This window comes from Pseudomonas sp. DF11 (assembly GCF_058148565.1).
In genome coordinates this window covers 79897-98990 of the sequence record NZ_JBYVYN010000008.1, presented here as the reverse complement: position 1 = coordinate 98990, position 19094 = coordinate 79897, and the positions used below count along the sequence as shown (strand labels likewise).

Annotated in this window: 16 protein-coding genes; 3 read left to right on the top strand and 13 right to left on the bottom strand. The window is 59.8% G+C overall.

What is annotated here, in order from left to right:
- Positions 1–5 precede the first annotated feature (5 nt).
- Positions 6–1226: a beta-ketoacyl-ACP synthase I gene (gene fabB, locus AC30D9_RS22135; RefSeq protein WP_109754451.1), complete on the top strand. Its 1221-nt coding sequence runs from the start codon at positions 6–8 to the stop codon at positions 1224–1226.
- A gap of 192 nt (positions 1227–1418) precedes the next feature.
- Here the strand turns inward: fabB and AC30D9_RS22130 are convergent, their stop codons facing one another.
- Both AC30D9_RS22130 and AC30D9_RS22125 read right to left on the bottom strand, forming a co-directional pair.
- Positions 1419–1883 (bottom strand): DUF3859 domain-containing protein, encoded by a 465-nt coding sequence (locus tag AC30D9_RS22130; protein WP_018610122.1) that lies wholly within the window; start codon positions 1881–1883, stop codon positions 1419–1421.
- A 234-nt stretch (positions 1884–2117) separates the two neighbouring features.
- Positions 2118–3128: an amidohydrolase family protein gene (locus AC30D9_RS22125; RefSeq protein WP_134925308.1), complete on the bottom strand. Its 1011-nt coding sequence runs from the start codon at positions 3126–3128 to the stop codon at positions 2118–2120.
- 126 nt (positions 3129–3254) lie between these two features.
- Between AC30D9_RS22125 and AC30D9_RS22120 the strand changes: the two genes are divergently transcribed.
- The gene (locus tag AC30D9_RS22120; RefSeq protein ID WP_307574016.1) at positions 3255–4115 is read left to right on the top strand and encodes a pirin family protein; all 861 of its coding nucleotides are present in this window, start codon (positions 3255–3257) and stop codon (positions 4113–4115) included.
- 160 nt (positions 4116–4275) lie between these two features.
- Here AC30D9_RS22120 and AC30D9_RS22115 read toward each other — a convergent pair whose 3' ends face one another.
- The 4 genes from AC30D9_RS22115 to AC30D9_RS22100 form a co-directional block, all read right to left on the bottom strand.
- Complete coding sequence (locus AC30D9_RS22115; protein ID WP_490144843.1) at positions 4276–5004, bottom strand: dienelactone hydrolase family protein; 729 nt, start codon at positions 5002–5004, stop codon at positions 4276–4278.
- Between the two features lie 69 nt (positions 5005–5073).
- Positions 5074–6978: a molecular chaperone HtpG gene (htpG, locus tag AC30D9_RS22110; RefSeq protein WP_490144842.1), complete on the bottom strand. Its 1905-nt coding sequence runs from the start codon at positions 6976–6978 to the stop codon at positions 5074–5076.
- Between the two features lie 87 nt (positions 6979–7065).
- Positions 7066–7527, bottom strand: coding sequence for a PaaI family thioesterase (locus AC30D9_RS22105; protein WP_490144841.1), 462 nt, complete (start codon positions 7525–7527; stop codon positions 7066–7068).
- On the bottom strand, positions 7524–8000 hold the full coding sequence (locus AC30D9_RS22100) for a PaaI family thioesterase (protein WP_490144840.1): 477 nt from the start codon (positions 7998–8000) through the stop codon (positions 7524–7526). The genes AC30D9_RS22105 and AC30D9_RS22100 overlap by 4 nt, the downstream gene beginning before the upstream one ends.
- 158 nt (positions 8001–8158) lie before the next feature.
- Here AC30D9_RS22100 and AC30D9_RS22095 point away from each other — a divergent pair, with 158 nt between their 5' ends.
- The gene (locus AC30D9_RS22095; RefSeq protein WP_134925314.1) at positions 8159–8413 is read left to right on the top strand and encodes a hypothetical protein; all 255 of its coding nucleotides are present in this window, start codon (positions 8159–8161) and stop codon (positions 8411–8413) included.
- 73 nt (positions 8414–8486) lie between these two features.
- Here AC30D9_RS22095 and AC30D9_RS22090 read toward each other — a convergent pair whose 3' ends face one another.
- The 7 genes from AC30D9_RS22090 to AC30D9_RS22060 all read right to left on the bottom strand — a co-directional run bounded on the left by AC30D9_RS22090 (position 8487) and on the right by AC30D9_RS22060 (position 19079).
- Positions 8487–9224 (bottom strand): DUF599 domain-containing protein, encoded by a 738-nt coding sequence (locus AC30D9_RS22090; RefSeq protein WP_134925315.1) that lies wholly within the window; start codon positions 9222–9224, stop codon positions 8487–8489.
- A 233-nt stretch (positions 9225–9457) separates the two neighbouring features.
- Positions 9458–10771: a branched-chain amino acid transport system II carrier protein gene (gene brnQ, locus AC30D9_RS22085; protein ID WP_134925316.1), complete on the bottom strand. Its 1314-nt coding sequence runs from the start codon at positions 10769–10771 to the stop codon at positions 9458–9460.
- Between the two features lie 413 nt (positions 10772–11184).
- Positions 11185–12069 (bottom strand): succinate--CoA ligase subunit alpha, encoded by an 885-nt coding sequence (sucD, locus tag AC30D9_RS22080; RefSeq protein WP_134925317.1) that lies wholly within the window; start codon positions 12067–12069, stop codon positions 11185–11187.
- The gene (sucC, locus tag AC30D9_RS22075; protein ID WP_003179235.1) at positions 12069–13235 is read right to left on the bottom strand and encodes an ADP-forming succinate--CoA ligase subunit beta; all 1167 of its coding nucleotides are present in this window, start codon (positions 13233–13235) and stop codon (positions 12069–12071) included. The genes sucD and sucC overlap by 1 nt, the downstream gene beginning before the upstream one ends.
- 196 nt (positions 13236–13431) lie before the next feature.
- Complete coding sequence (gene lpdA, locus AC30D9_RS22070; RefSeq protein WP_134925318.1) at positions 13432–14868, bottom strand: dihydrolipoyl dehydrogenase; 1437 nt, start codon at positions 14866–14868, stop codon at positions 13432–13434.
- A gap of 111 nt (positions 14869–14979) precedes the next feature.
- Positions 14980–16203: a 2-oxoglutarate dehydrogenase complex dihydrolipoyllysine-residue succinyltransferase gene (gene odhB / locus AC30D9_RS22065; protein WP_490144839.1), complete on the bottom strand. Its 1224-nt coding sequence runs from the start codon at positions 16201–16203 to the stop codon at positions 14980–14982.
- A gap of 44 nt (positions 16204–16247) precedes the next feature.
- Positions 16248–19079 carry a 2-oxoglutarate dehydrogenase E1 component gene (locus tag AC30D9_RS22060; protein ID WP_134925320.1) on the bottom strand — a complete coding sequence of 944 codons (2832 nt, stop codon included), beginning with the start codon at positions 19077–19079 and terminating at the stop codon, positions 16248–16250.
- Between the last annotated feature and the right edge of the window lie 15 nt (positions 19080–19094).

Sequence of the window (19094 nt, the reverse complement as noted above, 5' to 3'; positions counted from 1 at the left end):
TCCGCATGCGCCGCGTCGTTATCACTGGTCTGGGCATCGTTTCGTGCCTGGGCAATGACAAAGAGACCGTCTCCGCTAACCTGCGTGCAAGTCGCCCTGGCATCCGGTTCAACCCGGAATATGCTGAAATGGGTCTGCGTAGCCAGGTTTCCGGCTCCATTGACCTTCCCCTCGAAGAACTGATCGATCGCAAGATCTACCGTTTCGTCGGCCATGCGGCGGCTTACGCCTACCTGGCCATGAAGGACGCCATCGCGGATTCCGGCCTGACCGAAGAGCAGGTTTCCAACCCGCGTACCGGCCTGATCGCCGGCTCCGGTGGCGCCTCCACCTTGAACCAGATGGAAGCGCTGGACATCCTGCGTGAAAAAGGCGTCAAGCGCGTTGGCCCGTACCGCGTCACGCGGACCATGAGCAGCACGGTTTCCGCCTGCCTGGCCACGCCGTTCAAGATCAAGGGCCTGAACTACTCCATCGCCTCTGCCTGCGCCACCAGTGCCCATTGCATCGGTACCGCCATGGAACAGATCCAGATGGGCAAGCAGGACATCGTGTTCGCCGGTGGCGGTGAAGAAGAACATTGGAGCCAGTCGTTCCTGTTCGACGCCATGGGCGCCCTGTCCAGCAAGCGCAACGACACCCCGGAAAAAGCTTCCCGCGCCTACGATGCCGACCGTGACGGTTTCGTCATCGCTGGTGGCGGCGGCATGGTGGTGGTCGAGGAGCTGGAACACGCCCTGGCCCGTGGCGCCAAGATCTACGCGGAAATCGTCGGCTACGGCGCCACTTCCGACGGCTACGACATGGTCGCACCAAGCGGTGAAGGCGCCGTGCGTTGCATGCAGATGGCCATGTCCACCGTCGATGCACCGATCGACTACCTCAATACCCACGGCACCTCGACCCCGGTCGGCGACGTCGCGGAAATGAAAGGTGTGCGCGAAGTGTTCGGCGACAAGGCCCCGGCCATCAGCTCCACCAAGAGCCTGTCGGGTCACTCCCTGGGCGCCGCCGGCGTTCACGAAGCGATCTACTGCATGCTGATGATGGAAGGCAACTTCATGGCCGGTTCGGCCAACATCGACGAGCTGGACCCGGAAGTGGCCGACCTGCCAATCCTGACCAAGACTCGCGAAAACGCCACCATCAACACCGTGATGAGCAACAGCTTCGGCTTCGGTGGCACCAACGCCACCCTGGTACTGAAGCGCTGGCAGGGCAAGTAAGCCCCGCCGCTACGCCACACAAAAAAACGCCCCGACTGGTTCGGGGCGTTTTTTTGCCTGGCAAATACACCTGAGTTCATTGTGGGAGCGGGCTTGCTCGCGAATGCGGTGTGTCAGACGGCACATTTGCTAGCTGACACACCGCATTCGCGAGCAAGCCCGCTCCCACATTAAGTCCACAGGGGGTGGAGTTCAGCGCACGACAAACCGCTGCTGCGTCAGCAGCCGATCACCCTGGAACACCATGAACCGCCACTCCCCCGGTACCACTTCATGGCTTTCGGTGAACTCGTAGGCCATGACATCCTGGGGCGCGCCAGGCACCAGTTTCTGGATGACTTCGAATTTATCGTGACGCACGCCATCGGGAGTGCGGATGCCGGGGGTGAAGTACAACAGAGTCAACGGCTGGTCATCGGCGACCTTGCCAGCCAACTGGTAGCGCATACCGAATTTGGTGCCCAGCTTCGCCGGCACGCTTTCGGTCTGGCGGATCTGTTCGTTGCTGCGCCGCAGGACCCGCTCTCCCGATTGCAGCTCGGCTTGCGGCCCTTCGAAGACACCGTATTCCACCGGACCTTCGACACGGACTTCGGCCTGTGCCAGACCGCAGGTCAACAACAGCGCGACCAGTGCGCTTGAACGGGTGAGGTGCATAGTGCGCTCCTTGATTGAGATGAGCGCGAGGGTATGACGCGGGCGTGACAGGCTGATGACATAGCAATGTCCAGGGCGCACGTCGTTGCTCTTGTGGCGAGGGGATTTATCCCCGCTGGACTGCGTAGCAGGCCCAAACCTTACAAGCATGATCGGCCTGACACACTGAGGTACTGGATTTTGGCGCCGCTTCGCGCCCCAGCGGGGATAAATCCCCTCGCCACAAAGTCCTTTTTATCTCGGGACAGTGCGAGGCAACACCGCCAGGAAGTTATCCCGCGCCACCTTCCGCGCCACGTCTTCCGGCAAGGCATCGAGAAACGGATCGAAGCCGTGCAATTCCTTGCCCAACTTGTTGAAACGCCCGACCACATCCGACCCCACCATGAAGCGCTCAGGAAAGCGCTCCACCAGCTTTATCCATTCGTCCCGGGGCTTGCCCGCCTCGTCCAGCAAGTACGGCGTGAGCATGCTCCAGGAAAGGTCTATGTACAGATTGGGGTAGGCCTCGAGCATGCGGCTCAGGGTCGGCAACAGAAAATCCAGGCGGGTCTGGTGGCGATGGATTTCCATGCTGGTGCCGGCGTGGGCCCAGATAAAGCGCGTGTGCGGGTGATTGCGCAACGGCTCCTCGATTTCCGCCAGGTACAACGGGTTTTTCTCACGCTTGGAAGTGATGTTGGAATGCAGCATCACCGGCAGGTCGTTCTCGGCCGCCAGGTGATAGATCCGCGTCATGGCTTCGTTGTTGGCTCGCGGGGTGTCGCCCGAGGTCAGCGCCGTGAGGTCGTCATGGCGGGTGAACACCTCGCCGATGCCTTGCCACAAACCTGGGTAGAGATCGAGCATGCGCTGGATATGGGCGGCGGAGTTCTTGTCGTTCGGATTGAAGCCCGACAGAAACGGATGAAAGTGCGGGCGTTGCTCGGCGCTCAGCTTGCTCACCGCGGCGGCGACAATCACATCGGTGGCGCTGTACCAATAGGCATCCGCATCGTCACCGGCGTAATAACGTGGACGCTTGGGCTCGTCCTCATGCCATTTCTTGGCCACCGGAACACCGGAAATCATCACATGCTCGATCCGATTGTCCGCCATCGCCTGGAGCAGCTTGGGCATGCCGGCGGTTTCCTGAAAGAAATCGACGTAATGCAGGTGCGCATCGCTGTAGGCATATTCGCGGGCCACGGCACCGCTACTCGAAACGGCCAGCAGCCAGGCGAAGATCAAACGGGTCAAGGGCATGGGGGTCTCCAAAAGCCATGAACAGCGTAGACCTCAACCGTCCCGCCGGGGTTCAAGGTGCCTCTGCCGCGTCTACCGGCGGCGGGTTATGCTTCATGCAAACCGTTGTGCAATCTGGAAGCCACCATGACCACGCCCCTGACCGTTCGCCCCCGCGCCGAAGACGTCGAAGGCCAGCCGATTCTTCGTCCACTGCCGTCCGCCAAATGCCGCAGCGTTGGGCCTTTCGTGTTTTTCGATCACATGCTGCAAACCACCTATCCGGCCGGCAGAGGCATGAACATCCGCCAGCATCCCCACATCGGCCTGTCCACCCTCACCTACCTGTTCGAGGGCAAACTCCAGCACAAGGACAGCCTCGGTTCCGACCAGGTGGTGGAGGCTGGCGATGTCAGCTGGATGACCGCCGGCAGCGCCATTGCCCATGTCGAGCGCACGCCCGAATCGCTGCTGAACAGCGCTTTCGTCATGCATGGATTGCAAGTCTGGCTGGCCTCGCCCAAGTCCCATGAGCAAGGCCCGGGGCACTACAGCCATCACCCGGCACACAGTCTGCCGGTCAGCGAGAACCTGGGGGTCAGCATCCGCATGATCGCCGGGTCAGGTTTTTGCCTGGAATCACCGGTACCGGTGCTGTCGCCTACGTTGTACGCCGAACTGAACCTGCAAACCGCGACGTCGCTGCTGATTCCCACCGAACATGAAGAGCGGGCGCTGTATGTACTCAGCGGTGAAGCACGGCTTGAAGGTGAACCGGTGGAACCCCACTCGCTGGTCGTCCTGCCGGTCGGCGAAGAGATGACGCTGTTCGCCGACAGCGACTGCCATGCCGTGCTGTTCGGCGGTGCGCCGTTGGATGGGCCGCGACGGATCAACTGGAACTTCGTCTCCAGCGACCCGGCCCGGATCGATGAGGCCCGCCGGCGCTGGGCGGCCGGTGACTGGCCAACTGTGCCGGGGGAAAGTGAGCGGATCGAGTTGCCCTGAGTTCAGTGCTGTCTGGGCTGGCCCCTTCGCGAGCAAGCCCGCTCCCACATTTGATCTCTGGCGGACACAGCATCTGTGAACGACACAATCCACTGTGGGAGCGGGCTTGCTCGCGAAGGGGCCAGCCCAGACACGAAAACACTCAGCCTAAAAACCAATCTCAGTCCTTGAACACCTCGTCCAACAAGTTATGCATCGACCTGAACGCCCGCCCGGCGACCTTGGCGTCGTACATCATCTTGCCCGGCACATTGGCCTGCGGGTCGGTGAACGAATGCACCGCGCCACCGTAGCTCAGCAGTTGCCAATCCACGCCAGCGGCGTTCATTTCATCCTCGAAGGCTGGCAGTTGCTCTTTCGGCACCAGCGGGTCGGAGGCGCCATGCATCACTAACACCGCGCCCTTGATGTTCTGCGCATCGGCCGGATTCGGTGTATCCAGGGTGCCGTGGAATGAAACCGCGGCTTTGAGCGGCGCACCGCTGCGAGCCAGCTCCAGGGCACAGCAGCCACCGAAGCAGAAACCGAACGTAGCGAGGTTCGACGCATCGACCTCCGCTTCGCCCTGATTCAGCAATTGCTCGAGCGCCGCCTGCATGCGCTGGCGCAACAACGCCCGGTCATTCTTGAGCGGCATCATCGCAGCCCCGGCCTCATCGGCATTGCTCGGGCGTACATCCTGGCCGTACAAATCGGCGATCAACACGACATAGCCGTTAGCGGCTACCGACTTGGCGATCTCCTCGGCCCCCGCCCCTACGCCCATCCAATTGGGCGCCATCAGCAACCCCGGGCGCGAACCCTGCTGGCTGACGTCGAAGGCCAGGCGACCTTCATAATTTTGACCTTCGATCTGATAGACCAGCGAACGAACCGTAACCTGACTCATGACGGACTCCTCTTGAACGGAACACCAGAAATGAAAAAACCCGCCGAAGCGGGTTTTTCCTGCACTTGCTTAAGCTGACAGTTCAACCAACAGCTTGTTCAGGCGACGCACATACGCCGCCGGGTCCTTCAGGCTGTCGCCAGCTGCCAGGGCCGCCTGGTCGAACAGGATGTGCGACAGATCGCCGAAACGCTCTTCGCTCTGCTCGTTGTCGAGTTTTTCCACCAGCGGGTGGGCTGGGTTGAATTCGAAGATCGGCTTGGAGTCCGGGACTTTCTGGCCGCTGGCTTCGAGGATCTGGCGCATCTGCAGGCCGAGGTCTTGCTCACCGATGGCCAGGATCGCCGGTGAGTCAGTCAGGCGGTGCGAGACACGCACTTCGCTGACCGCGTCGCCCAGGGCCGTCTTGATCCGCTCGACCAGGCCTTCCTTGCTCTTGGCGACTTCTTCGGCGGCTTTCTTGTCTTCTTCCGAATCCAGGTTGCCGAGGTCCAGGTCACCACGGGCCACATCGACGAAGCTCTTGCCGTCGAACTCGTTGAGATAGCTCATCAGCCACTCGTCGATGCGGTCGGTCAGCAGCAGCACTTCGATGCCTTTCTTGCGGAAGACTTCCAGGTGCGGGCTGTTCTTGACCTGTGCATAAGTTTCACCGGTCAGGTAGTAGATCTTGTCCTGGCCTTCCTTGGCGCGGGCCAGGTAATCGGCCAGGCCAACGATCTGCTCGCCATCGTCACCCTGTGTCGAGGCAAAGCGCAGCAGGCCGGCGATCTTCTCTTTGTTGGCGAAGTCCTCGGCCGGGCCTTCCTTCATCACCTGGCCGAAGTTTTTCCAGAAGCTCTTGTACTGCTCGGGCTCGTTCTTCGCCAGTTTTTCCAGCATGTCCAGCACGCGCTTGGTCAGTGCCGACTTCATGGAATCGATGATCGGGTCTTTCTGCAGGATTTCCCGCGAAACGTTCAAGGACAGATCGTTGGAATCGACCACACCCTTGATGAAGCGCAGGTACAGCGGCAGGAACGACTCGGCCTGGTCCATCACGAACACACGCTGCACGTACAGTTTCAGACCGCGTGGCGCTTCGCGCTGGTACAGGTCGAACGGTGCACGGGCCGGCACGTACAACAGCGAGTTGTATTCCAGCTTGCCTTCGACCTTGTTATGGCTCCAGCTCAGCGGGTTCTCGTAGTCGTGGGCGATGTGCTTGTAGAACTCCTGGTATTCCTCGTCCTTCACCTCGGTGCGTGGACGGGTCCACAAGGCACTGGCGCGGTTGACGGTTTCCCATTCCACTTCCGGTTTTTCTTCGCCTTCGGCAGCGGCGACTTCCTTCGGCAGCTCGATCGGCAGCGCGATGTGGTCGGAGTACTTCTTGATGATGTTGCGCAGGCGCCAGCCATCGGCGAATTCGTCTTCACCGGACTTGAGGTGCAGCACGATACGGGTACCGCGATCAGCCTTGTCGATGGTGGCGACTTCGAACTCGCCTTCGCCCTTGGACGACCAGTGCACGCCTTCGCTTGCAGCGAGGCCGGCACGGCGGCTGAACACTTCGACCTGATTGGCAACGATGAACGCGGAATAGAAACCGACGCCGAACTGACCGATCAGGTGGGAATCTTTCTTCTGGTCGCCGGACAGGTTCTTCATGAAATCGGCGGTGCCGGACTTGGCGATAGTGCCCAGGTGCGTGATCACCTCTTCACGGCTCATACCGATGCCGTTGTCTTCGAGGGTGACGGTCTTGGCGTCTTTGTCGAAGCTCACACGGATTTTCAGTTCAGCGCCACCTTCCAGCAATTCAGGCTTGGACAGGGCTTCGAAACGTAATTTGTCGACAGCGTCAGAGGCGTTCGAAATCAGCTCGCGAAGGAAAATTTCCTTATTTGAATACAGCGAGTGAATCATCAGGTGCAGCAGTTGCTTCACCTCGGTCTGGAAGCCCAGGGTTTCCTTTTGAGTTTCCACGCTCATGGTCATCAAACTCCAAGTGGATGGTGGTGTCCGCCTCGCTGAGATTGGCGGCGGGATGTCCACAAGGTGGGGGCAAAGGGGATGATTTCAAGAGCGCGCGGGTTTTGAAGGCTCCTGGATCTTGAAATGTGCCCGGGCGGTGGCGATGGGTTCGGCCTCGACGTCTTGCCAGGCGGTGATCGCGACGTTGGCGACCCGCCGCCCCTGACGCCAGACCTGGCATTTGGCGTAGGTGTCGCGAAACTGCCCGGTACGCAGGTAATCCAGGGAAAAGTCGATGATTTTCGGCACGCCCGGGGTGCCGGTGGCAATCAACAGATGCACTGCAGCGGCCAGTTCCATGAAGCCGGCGATGACCCCGCCATGAATGGCCGGCAGTAAAGGGTTACCAATGTTGTCCTTGTTGGCTGGCAGGCGAAACAACAAGTCGTCACCTCGGCGTGTGCACTCGACGCCGATCAGTTGTGCATAGGGGATCGAGGCGAGTAGCAGCGTGTAGTCGCCCTGCTCGCAGGCGCGACGCAGTTGTTCCTGGGTGATATCGCTCATGACTTGTCCACCGTAGCCGTCAGGCCGCCCGTTTTGATGCCCCTGGCGTGCTGGCCCAGGCGCATGAAGGTGCCCACGACATGGGCGATGGGTTGCTCGGGGTCGTCCTGATAGGCGAAACCGCGGGTAAAAATCACGTCCGGGGTTACCCGATAGCACTGGGCGAAGCCGTAGACGTCTTTGTGGGGTTCGGCGGCGTGCATGTAGTCGATGCGCAGGTCGAGGGTGGGGCAGACTTCGAATTGCGGCAGCACACATAAGGTCGACATGCCGCACGCGGTATCCATCAATGAGGTCAACGCCCCACCATGGATGATACCCGTCAGGGGATTGCCGACGATTTGCGGGCTGAACGGCAGGATCACGGTCAGCCCGTCGCGGCTGGCGCTGTGCAGTTTCAAGCCCAGCACCTGGCAATGCCTGAGGGCGGATAAAAAGCGTGTCGCACGCTCAAAAATGGGATCTTCAGCCATGTCCATCAATGCCCTTGTTTGTGTAGAGGCCTGGCAACAGGCGTGTTCGCTAAAGTTCCGCGACCGTGCAAAGTTATATATCTGTAGCAAAAGAGGAACTTAACCTGAGGGGGGTCGCTCAAAAGGCCAGTAGTTATATCCATAAGGAGAAACACCCCATGCGTAAGACTTTTGCTATTGCCTTGATGTTGGCCGCCTCCCTCGGTCTCGCTGCCTGCGATAAAAAATCCGAGGACAAAGCTCAAGAGGCCCAACAACACTCCCAGGACGCTCAACAAAAAATGGGCGAAGCACAGAATAAAGTGAATGAAGCGGCGAAAGAAAACGCCGAAGCCGCCAAAGCTCAGTCTGAATCGAACAGTGCCGCGCAGCAGGAACAAGCCCCTGCTACCACCGCACCTAAAACCAACTGATACGGTTTTAGCAGTAAAAGAAAACCCGCCTGGTGCGGGTTTTCTTTTACCTGGGATTTGGAAGCGTCGCTTGTCACGCTGCTTCCTTACCAACCTCGGGCGCTGGCGCTTCCGTAGGGGTATAGACCATGACGTCCAGCACATCAGAATGAAACTCGCGCTGATACAGCACAAATACCACGCCAGCACTCATCAACATGAATAACCAGGGGCTGACGAACCACGCCAACATGGTCATGCCGAAGTAATAGGAACGCAGGCCGAAGTTGAACTGGTTGGCGGCCATGGAAATGACCCGCGCCGCCCTGAGTGCAAAGGCCTTGCGCTCCTGCTCCGAGACATGACGCTCGCCGATCATCGGCGCCGAGCCCACCAACACCGCTGCGAAGTTGTATTGGCGCATGCACCAGCTGAACGTGAAGAACGCATATACGAACACCAGTGCCAGGCACAGCAACTTGACCTCCGCCATGCCCTGGGAAGCCTGCTGCACCATGGGTATGTCCGCCAGCAACGACACCGCCCGATCAGACGCCCCGAGCACCGTCAGGATACCGGCCAGGATAATCAGCGTGCTGGAGGCGAAAAATGATGCGTTACGCTCCAGGTTGCCGATCACGCTGGCATCGGCGATGCGGTTCTCACGTAACAGCATGCGGCGCATCCAGTCTTCGCGGTACAGGTGCATCACACTCGCCAGACAGGCCGTGTCACGCGCTTTCCAGGTGGCATAACGGGTGTAGCCCGCCCAGCAGATGATGAACCAGGCGGCGGCAAGCAGATGGATCAGGTTGGCTTGGATGAATGACATTCGATTTCCTGTGACGAAACAAACTCTGCGGCAATAATATCAGCGAACCCTGTGGGAGCGAGCCTGCTCGCGATAGCGATATAACTTTCACTTCTATGCCGACAGTTCTGGCGCTATCGCGAGCAGGCTCGCTCCCACAGTCCATGGAAAAAGACACTACTCCCATAAAAAATGCCCCGTATCGATTGATACGGGGCATTTCGGTTGTAGCCGCTGAATCTGCCTGAAGCAGCTTAAGCCAGTGCTTCGCTGCGCTTGCCCAGCAAGCGATCGCACACCACCGCCACCGCCAGGGTCATCACCGAAGGCACCAGCCAGGCCAGGCCTTGCTCGCTCAGCGGCAGGTGGGCCAACTGAGCTGGCATCCAGTCTGCCAGGCCGGCGCCCTTGAGCGCATCGATCAGGCCAAACAGGAACGACACCAGCATCACCGGACCCACGATGCGCCCCTGCTCATGCCAGAAGTCCTTGCAGAAGCTCAAGGCGACCAGGGCGATGCACGGCGGGTAGATCGCGGTCAGGACCGGGATCGAGAAGGCAATCAGCTTGGTCAGGCCCAGGTTGGACACCAGCAGCGAAAACGCCGCCAGGATCACCACCAGCGTCTTGTAGGACAGCGGCAGCACGCGACTGAAGTACTCAGCGCAGGCGCAGGTCAGGCCGACCGCGGTCACCAGGCATGCCAGGGAGATCAGTACGGCGAGGAAACCACTGCCCAGGCTGCCGAACGTGTGTTGCACATAAGCATGCAACACCGCGGCGCCGTTGGTCGCGCCCGCGGCTACTTCATGGCTGCCCGAACCGAGGCGGAACAGGCTGACGTAGACCAGCGCCAGGCCCACCCCGGCGATCAGCCCGGCGATGATGGCGTAGCGGGTGATCAGGGCCGGCGATTCGACGCCCCGGGAGCGGATCGCATTGACGATGACGATGCCGAACACCAGCGCCCCGAGGGTATCCATGGTCAGGTAACCATTGATGAACCCCTGGGAAAACGGCGCCGCGACGTACTCGGGCGTCGCCACGCCGATATTACCGGCGGGCAAGGCAAACGCGGCGATGCCCAGCACGGCCAGGGCGATGATCTTCAATGGCGCGAGGAAACGGCCAACGGTGTCCAGCAGACGGCCCGGATAGAGCGAGATGAAGAACACCAGCAGGAAATACGCCGCACTGTAGAGCAACAGCGCCAGCGGGCTTTCGCCAGTCAATGGCGCCAAGCCGACTTCGAACGAAACGGTGGCGGTACGCGGCGTGGCGAACAGCGGGCCAACGGCCAGGTAGCACACCGCTGCCAGCAAGCCGCCGGCGACCTTGCCGATGGGGCTGCTCAAGGCATCCATCGCGCCACCGACCTTGGCCAGTGCAACGACCGTGATGACCGGCAGGCCGACCGCCGTGATCAAGAAGCCCAGCGCCGCCATCCAGACATGAGGCCCGGACTGCAAACCGACGATAGGCGGGAAGATGATGTTGCCGGCCCCGACGAACAGGGCAAATGTCATGAAACCAAGTGCCAGGATGTCCTGGCCTTTCAACACTTTCATTAAGGAAACCACACTACTGAATCGGAATTTAGAGAGGGATTTCCCCGAGGGTAGAGGGAAATGCTGCCGATCCGTATGGGACCGACCCGTTTAGCGCGGCGCTTCCTTGTGGGCAGCGGTCGCAAAATGGCTGCTAGCCTAACGAATTTAGCGAGAAAACGCACTGTAAAGGGGCAAACTATCCGATGTGCGACATTCGTGTGTCGCGTTTACGTATCTATTTTCCTGCGAAGCCCCTGTGGCAAGGGGATTTATTTGTGGGAGCAAGGCTCGCCCGCGATGCAGGCGACTCAGTTCTATCAGTCAGATCACGTCGATGCCATCGCGGGCAAGCCTTGCTCCCACAGTGCCAGAAACGACAAAGGCCACCCGAAGGTGGCCTTTGTTGCTGGAACAAAAAAGTCAGCCGAAGCTTACTTCTTCATTTCCCAGCCAGTCAGCTCGGCCAGGGCCTTGCCGATGTCTGCCAGCGAACGCACGGTTTTCACGCCTGCGTCTTGCAGTGCAGCGAATTTCTCGTCTGCAGTGCCTTTGCCGCCAGAGATGATTGCGCCAGCATGGCCCATGCGCTTGCCCGGAGGAGCAGTCACACCAGCGATGTAGGAAACAACCGGCTTGGTCACGTTGGCCTTGATGAACGCAGCGGCTTCTTCTTCAGCCGAACCGCCGATCTCACCGATCATGACGATCGCTTCGGTCTTCGGGTCTTCCTGGAACAGCTTCAGGATGTCGATGAAGTTCGAACCTGGGATCGGGTCACCGCCAATGCCGACGCAAGTGGACTGACCGAAACCGGCGTCAGTGGTCTGCTTCACGGCTTCGTAAGTCAGGGTGCCGGAACGGGAAACGATACCGACCTTGCCTGGCAAGTGAATGTGACCTGGCATGATGCCGATCTTGCATTCGCCTGGAGTGATCACGCCTGGGCAGTTAGGGCCGATCAGGGTGATACCCAGCTCGTCGCACTTGACCTTGGCTTCCAGCATGTCGATGGTCGGGATGCCTTCGGTGATGCAGACGATCAGCTTGATGCCGCCGAACGCTGCTTCAAGGATGGAATCCTTGCAGAAAGGAGCTGGAACGTAGATCACGCTGGCGGTGGCGCCAGTGGCAGCTACAGCGTCTTTCACGGTGTTGAACACTGGCAGGCCCAGGTGCTCGGTGCCGCCTTTGCCCGGAGTTACGCCGCCAACCATCTTGGTGCCGTATTCCAGGGCTTGCTGGGTGTGGAAACTACCTTGCGAACCGGTAATACCCTGGCAGATAACCTTGGTGTCTTTATTGATCAGGACGCTCATTATTTGCCCTCCGCAGCTTTAACGACTTGTTGAGCAGCGTCGGTCAGGCTGGTAGCAGCGATGATGTTCAAACCGCTTTCTGCCAGTACTTTAGCGCCCAGCTCAGCGTTGTTGCCTTCGAGGCGAACAACAACCGGGATTTTCACGCCGACTTCTTTCACGGCGCCGATGATGCCTTCGGCAATCATGTCGCAGCGAACGATGCCGCCGAAGATGTTGACCAGTACTGCAGCGACGTTGGTGTCGGACAGGATGATCTTGAACGCTTCGGTTACGCGTTCCTTGGTAGCACCACCGCCCACGTCGAGGAAGTTGGCTGGTTTGCCGCCATGCAGGTTGACGATGTCCATGGTACCCATGGCCAGGCCAGCACCGTTGACCATGCAGCCGATGTTACCTTCCAGGGCTACGTAGTTCAGTTCGAACTTGGCAGCGTGCGCTTCGCGCGGATCGTCCTGCGACGGATCGTGGAAAGTCTTCAGCTTAGGCTGACGGTACATGGCGTTGGCGTCGATATTGATCTTGGCATCGAGGCAGTGCAGGTCGCCGTCGGCCTTGATCACCAGCGGGTTCACTTCCAGCAGGGCCAGGTCGTGGTCCTGGAACAGCTTGGCCAGACCTACGAAGATCTTGGCGAATTGAGTGACCTGCTTGCCTTCCAGGCCCAGCTGGAATGCCAGCTCGCGACCTTGGAATGGCTGTGCGCCAACCAGTGGGTCGATGGTGGCCTTGAGGATTTTCTCAGGGGTGTCGTGAGCGATTTTCTCGATGTCCACGCCACCTTCGGTGGAAGCCATGAACACGATGCGGCGGCTCGAACGGTCAACGACCGCGCCCAGGTACAGCTCTTTAGCGATATCAGTGCACGATTCAACCAGGATCTTGGTGACTGGCTGACCGTTGGCGTCAGTCTGGTAAGTCACCAGACGCTTGCCCAGCCACTGCTGTGCGAAGGCTTTGGCGTCTTCTTTGCTGCGAACCAGCTTTACGCCGCCCGCTTTACCGCGACCACCGGCGTGAACCTGGGCTTTGACAACCCACTCGCTGCCGCCGATTTTGTCGCAAGCTTCTGCTGCCGCTTCCGGGGTGTCTACCGCGTAACCGGTGGATACTGGCAGGCCGTACTCAGCGAACAGCTGCTTACCCTGATACTCGTGAAGATTCATGCTTATTACCGTCTTCGTTAGGTACTGCGCATTCGGTGCTGCACCGTTCTGGTGCCGCACCACCTGTGACTGCTGCTTGCGTAGCTTTCCGGTCAACCGGTTCGGCTACGCAAGGCTGCGTCCAGCGGATATTCCGCGGTGAGTCTTGCTCGCAAGGCTCACGACGGGCCATACCGCCGTGGTTTCTTATTGTCTATTAACGCTTCTTGCGGTTGGCCACGTGGATGGCGCCGCCATTTACGGCCAAGGCCGCTTCGTGCAAGGCTTCAGACAGGGTCGGATGGGAGAAGACCATCATGCCCAGGTCTTCAGCGCTGGTGCCGAATTCCATACCGATCGCGCCTTGCTGTACCAGCTCGGCAGCGCTTGGGCCAATGACGTGAACGCCCAACACGCGGTCCGTCTTGGCATCGGCGATCACTTTGACGAAACCACCGGTATCGTTGGCTGCCATGGCACGGCCACTGGCGGCGAACGGGAAGGTGCCGACGTTAACTTCAACGCCTTCGGCTTTCAAGGTCTGCTCGCTTTTACCAACCCATGCGATTTCCGGGTGGGTATAGATAACCGATGGGATCAGGTCGTAGTTCATCTGGGCTTTGTGGCCCTTGATGCGCTCGACAACCATGATGCCTTCTTCGGACGCCTTGTGCGCCAGCATCATGCCGCGTACCACGTCACCGATGGCGTAGACGCCCGGGACGCTGGTCGCGCAGTAATCATCGACAAAGATGAAACCGCGCTCGTCGATGGTCACACCGCTATCGGCAGCCAGCAGATCGGTGGTCACCGGGCGGCGACCAACGGCTACGATCAGCTTGTCGAAAGTGATGGTCTGTTCGCCGTTGGCATCGGTGTAGTTCACGACGACTTCGTCGCCGTTCACTTTGGAGCCAGTAACGCGAGCACCCAGCTTGATGTCCAGGCCTTGTTTGGTCAGGGTTTTGTACGCTTCCTTCGAAACAGCGGCATCAGCAGCCATCAGGAAAGTATCAAGCGCTTCCAGAACAGTGACTTCAGCGCCCAGACGGGACCATACCGAACCCAGTTCCAGACCGATTACACCTGCACCAATGACACCCAGACGCTTAGGCACGGTCTGGAATTCCAGCGCGCCTGTCGAGTCGACGATGACTTTCTGGTCAACCGGTGCTGGTGGAATGTCGATCGGACGGGAACCGGAAGCCAGGATCACGTTCTCGGCCTCGATCACTTCAACCGAGCCGTCCGGCTTGGTGACTTCGACTTTCTTGCCAGCCAGCAACTTGCCGTGGCCCTGGATCGAGGTCACGCCGTTGGCCTTGAACAGGGTAGCGACACCACCGGTCAGGTTCTTGACGATGCCAGCCTTGCGGCCAACCATCGCAGCGACGTCCATCTTCACCTCGCCGGTGGAGATACCGTGGACGTTGAAGCTTTCTTTCGCTTCCTTGTATTTCCAGGAGCTGTCCAGCAGCGCCTTGGATGGAATGCAACCGACGTTCAGGCAAGTACCGCCCAGGGCCAGTTTGCCCTCGCCATCGGTGTATTTCTCGATGCAGGCAGTGGTAAGGCCAAGTTGCGCGGCCTTGATGGCCGCTACGTAGCCGCCAGGGCCCGCACCAATCACTACCACGTCGAATTTCTGAGTCATGAGTCATTCCTTTTCGAATCAAACCGGACGGTCACTTGTGGTGACCGTCGTGGGGACGAAACCGGTTGTTTCAGCAAGAGGCCGGTCAACCGACCGGCCCTCGCGGCGAAATCAGATATCCAGCAGCAGACGAGCCGGATCTTCAAGCAGGTTCTTGATGGTTACCAGGAAAGTCACGGCTTCTTTACCGTCGATCAGGCGGTGATCGTAGGACAGTGCCAGGTACATCATCGGACGAATCACGACCTGACCGTTGATCGCCATCGGACGCTGCAGAATGTTGTGCATGCCCAGGATAGCCGCTTGCGGCGGGTTGACGATCGGGGTCGACATCATCGAACCGAATGTACCACCGTTGGTGATGGTGAACGTACCGCCGGTCATCTCTTCGATGGACAGCTTGCCGTCACGGGCCTTCTTGCCGAAGGTGGCGATGCCGCCTTCGATTTCGGCCAGGCTCATCAGCTCGGCGTTACGCAGTACCGGAACCACCAGGCCACGGTCGCTGGAAACCGCAACACCGATGTCGGCGTAGCCGTGGTAGACGATGTCGGAACCGTCGATCGACGCGTTGACGGCCGGGAAGCGCTTCAGCGCTTCGGTGGCAGCCTTGACGAAGAACGACATGAAGCCCAGGCGTACGCCGTTGTGGGACTTCTCGAACAGATCCTTGTACTTCGAACGCAGGGCCATGACTTCGGTCATGTCGACTTCGTTGAAAGTGGTCAGCATCGCCATGTTCGACTGGGCTTCGACCAGACGCTCGGCAACCTTGGCCCGCAGGCGGGTCATCGGAACGCGTTTTTCCACGCGGTCACCGGCAGCGAACACCGGAGCGGCGGCGGCAGGCGCGGCAGGCTTGGACGGGGCAGCGGCTGGAGCGGCTTTCTTGGCAGCAACGGCGGCAACCACGTCTTCCTTGGTCACACGACCACCCTTGCCAGTACCGGCAACGGAAGCGATGTTGATGCCATTCTCTTCGGCGATTTTGCGAGCAGCAGGCGCAGCGACTGGATCGTCTTCGCCGTCGGCAGCTGGTGCAGCGGCCTGGGCGGCAGCCGGTGCAGCAGCGGCGGCAGGAGCGGCAGCAGCAGCGCCGCCCTCTTCGATCGAGCCCAGGACCTGGTTCGACAGAACGGTAGCGCCCTCCTCGGCAACGATTGCGCCCAGCACGCCGTCAGCTTCGGCCAATACTTCCAGCACGACCTTGTCGGTCTCGATGTCGACGATCAGATCGTCACGCTTGACGGCATCGCCTGGTTTCTTGTGCCAGGTGGCAACGGTGCCATCGGCAACCGATTCCGGGAATGACGGGGCTTTGATTTCGATAGCCATTATCTGTGGGTCCTTAAAATTCGGTTTCAGTCAGCGCGAAGGCGTTAAACAGTGAAAGCATCTTGCAGCAGTTTTTCCTGCTGTTCGGCGTGCATCGACGCATAACCACACGCAGGTGCAGCGGAAGCATCACGACCGGCATATTCAAGACCTAGGGCCTTGTTATGGTTGCCGATGCTGCGACGCAGGTGATGCTGGCTGCTGTACCACGCGCCTTGGTTCATCGGTTCTTCCTGACACCACACCACGTGGGTGAGGTTGGTGTAGGGCGCGATGGCCTCCATCAGGTCTTCTTCCGGGAACGGGTAAAGCTGCTCGATACGCACGATGGCGATGTCTTCGCGGCCTTCGGCACGACGTTTTTCCAGCAGGTCGTAGTAGACCTTGCCGCTGCACAGGATCAGGCGAGTCACCTTCGCCGCGTCCAGGGTGTCGATTTCCGAAATGACGGTCTGGAAGGAGCCTTCGGCCAGATCTTCGAGCGTGGAGATCGCCAGTTTGTGACGCAGCAGCGACTTCGGTGTCAGCACGATCAACGGTTTGCGCAGCGGACGGATGACCTGACGACGCAGCAGGTGGTAGATCTGTGCCGGGGTAGTCGGTACGCAGACCTGGACGTTGTGCTCGGCGCACAGTTGCAGGTAACGCTCCAGACGTGCCGAAGAGTGCTCCGGCCCCTGCCCTTCATAACCGTGTGGCAACAGCATGGTCAGACCGCAGAGACGGCCCCACTTGTGTTCGCCGCTGGTGATGAACTGGTCGACAACCACCTGGGCGCCGTTGGCGAAGTCGCCGAACTGGGCTTCCCAGATCACCAGCGCATTCGGCTCGGTGGTGGAGTAGCCATATTCGAACGCCAGGACGGCTTCCTCGGACAGCAGCGAGTCGTACAGGTCGAAACGTGGCTGGCCTTTGTACAGGTGTTGCAGCGGGATGTAGGTGCTGGCGTCTTTCTGGTTGTGCAGCGCCGCGTGGCGGTGCGAGAAAGTACCGCGGCCTACGTCCTGGCCGGTGATGCGAATCGGGTGACCTTCGAACGCCAGGGTCGCGTACGCCATGGTTTCAGCGTAACCCCAGTTGATCGGCAGGCCGCCGGCTTGCATCTTCTGCCGGTCTTCGTAGATTTTTGCGACCTGGCGCTGAACCACGAAGCCTTCCGGGATTTCCAGCAGCTTGGCGGACAGTTCCTGCAGGGTCTTGAGGTCGAAACGGGTGTCGTGACGCGCGGTCCAGGCATGGCCCAGGTAAGGACGCCAGTCCACGAACAGCTCTTTGTTCGGCTCTTTGACCAGGCTTTTTACAACGTGCAGGCCGTTATCCAGGGCATTGCGATATTCATCGACTTTTTCCTGGACGCGCGCCGCATCCAGCACGCCACTCTGGGTCAGGCGCTCGGCATACAGCTCACGGGTGGTGCGCTGCTTGGCGATCTGCTGGTACATCAACGGCTGGGTGCCGCTTGGTTCGTCGGCCTCGTTGTGGCCGCGACGACGGTAGCAGACCAGGTCGATCACCACGTCGCGCTTGTACTGCATGCGGTAGTCGATGGCCAACTGGGTCACGAACAGCACGGCTTCCGGGTCATCGCCATTCACATGGAGAATCGGCGCCTGGATCATTTTCGCGACGTCGGTTGCGTACTCGGTGGAACGCGAGTCCAGCGGGTTGCTGATGGTGAAACCGACCTGGTTGTTGATCACGATGTGCACGGTGCCGCCGGTCTTGAAACCGCGGGTCTGCGACATCTGGAAGGTTTCCATGACCACGCCTTGACCGGCGAATGCCGCGTCACCGTGGATGGAAATCGGCAGGACTTTTTCACCGGTCGGGTCGTTGCGACGATCCTGACGGGCACGGACCGAACCCTCGACCACCGGGGAAACGATTTCCAGGTGGGACGGGTTGAACGCCATGGCCAGGTGGACTTCACCGCCGGTGGTCATCACGTTGGACGAGAAGCCCTGGTGGTACTTGACGTCACCGGAACCCAGCTCGACCTTCTTCTTGCCTTCGAACTCGTCGAACAGCTCGCGCGGGTTCTTGCCGAAGGTGTTGACCAGCACGTTCAGACGGCCACGGTGGGCCATGCCGATGACGACTTCCTTGGTGCCGTAGGAACCGGAACGCTGGATCAGCTCGTCGAGCATCGGAATCAGGCTTTCGCCGCCTTCCAGGCCGAAACGCTTGGTGCCCGGGTATTTGGTACCCAGGTATTTCTCCAGGCCTTCACCGGCAGTGACGCGCTCGAGCAAGTGGCTCTTGATCTCGGCGGAGTACGTCGGACGGCCACGAACGCTTTCCAGACGCTGCTGGAACCACTGGCGCTGCTCGGAATCGGTGATGTGCGTGAACTCAGCGCCGATGGTGCGGCAATATGTCTGCTGCAACGCTTCGTGAATTTCGCGTAGGCTCGCTTCCTCTTTGCCGATGAACAGGTCGCCGGCACGGAAGGTCGTATCGAGATCGGCATTGGTCAAGCCGTAATGAGTGATCGACAGGTCTGCAGGTGCAGGACGCTGCCACAGCCCCAGCGGGTCGAGCTGGGCTGCCTGGTGGCCTCGCATCCGGTAGGCCTGGATCAGTCGCAGTACTTCAACTTGCTTCTTCTCGTGCTCGGAGCTCACGCTGCCGGCAGACACCGGTTGAGCGCGGCGCTGGTTCTTTGCCAGCAACACGAAATGATCGCGAATCGTCGAGTGCGAAACATCAGTGGCAGAGTTACCGTCAGCCGGCAACTTCTGAAAGTAGGTGCGCCATTCTTCTGGCACAGCGTTAGGGTCGTGCAGGTAGAGCTCGTAGAGCTCTTCCACATAGGCAGCGTTACCACCGGAGAGGTGGGCACTGTTCCACATGCGCTGCATCACGCTTTCTTGCATGCTTGGTCACCCTCG

Coding starts and splice junctions, on each gene's coding strand:
- fabB (WP_109754451.1), top strand. CDS start 6: ATGCGCCGCGTCGTTATCACTGGTCTGGGCATCGTTTCGTGCCTGGGC.
- AC30D9_RS22130 (WP_018610122.1), bottom strand. CDS start 1,883: ATGCACCTCACCCGTTCAAGCGCACTGGTCGCGCTGTTGTTGACCTGC.
- AC30D9_RS22125 (WP_134925308.1), bottom strand. CDS start 3,128: ATGCCCTTGACCCGTTTGATCTTCGCCTGGCTGCTGGCCGTTTCGAGT.
- AC30D9_RS22120 (WP_307574016.1), top strand. CDS start 3,255: ATGACCACGCCCCTGACCGTTCGCCCCCGCGCCGAAGACGTCGAAGGC.
- AC30D9_RS22115 (WP_490144843.1), bottom strand. CDS start 5,004: ATGAGTCAGGTTACGGTTCGTTCGCTGGTCTATCAGATCGAAGGTCAA.
- htpG (WP_490144842.1), bottom strand. CDS start 6,978: ATGAGCGTGGAAACTCAAAAGGAAACCCTGGGCTTCCAGACCGAGGTG.
- AC30D9_RS22105 (WP_490144841.1), bottom strand. CDS start 7,527: ATGAGCGATATCACCCAGGAACAACTGCGTCGCGCCTGCGAGCAGGGC.
- AC30D9_RS22100 (WP_490144840.1), bottom strand. CDS start 8,000: ATGGCTGAAGATCCCATTTTTGAGCGTGCGACACGCTTTTTATCCGCC.
- AC30D9_RS22095 (WP_134925314.1), top strand. CDS start 8,159: ATGCGTAAGACTTTTGCTATTGCCTTGATGTTGGCCGCCTCCCTCGGT.
- AC30D9_RS22090 (WP_134925315.1), bottom strand. CDS start 9,224: ATGTCATTCATCCAAGCCAACCTGATCCATCTGCTTGCCGCCGCCTGG.
- brnQ (WP_134925316.1), bottom strand. CDS start 10,771: ATGAAAGTGTTGAAAGGCCAGGACATCCTGGCACTTGGTTTCATGACA.
- sucD (WP_134925317.1), bottom strand. CDS start 12,069: ATGAGCGTCCTGATCAATAAAGACACCAAGGTTATCTGCCAGGGTATT.
- sucC (WP_003179235.1), bottom strand. CDS start 13,235: ATGAATCTTCACGAGTATCAGGGTAAGCAGCTGTTCGCTGAGTACGGC.
- lpdA (WP_134925318.1), bottom strand. CDS start 14,868: ATGACTCAGAAATTCGACGTGGTAGTGATTGGTGCGGGCCCTGGCGGC.
- odhB (WP_490144839.1), bottom strand. CDS start 16,203: ATGGCTATCGAAATCAAAGCCCCGTCATTCCCGGAATCGGTTGCCGAT.
- AC30D9_RS22060 (WP_134925320.1), bottom strand. CDS start 19,079: ATGCAAGAAAGCGTGATGCAGCGCATGTGGAACAGTGCCCACCTCTCC.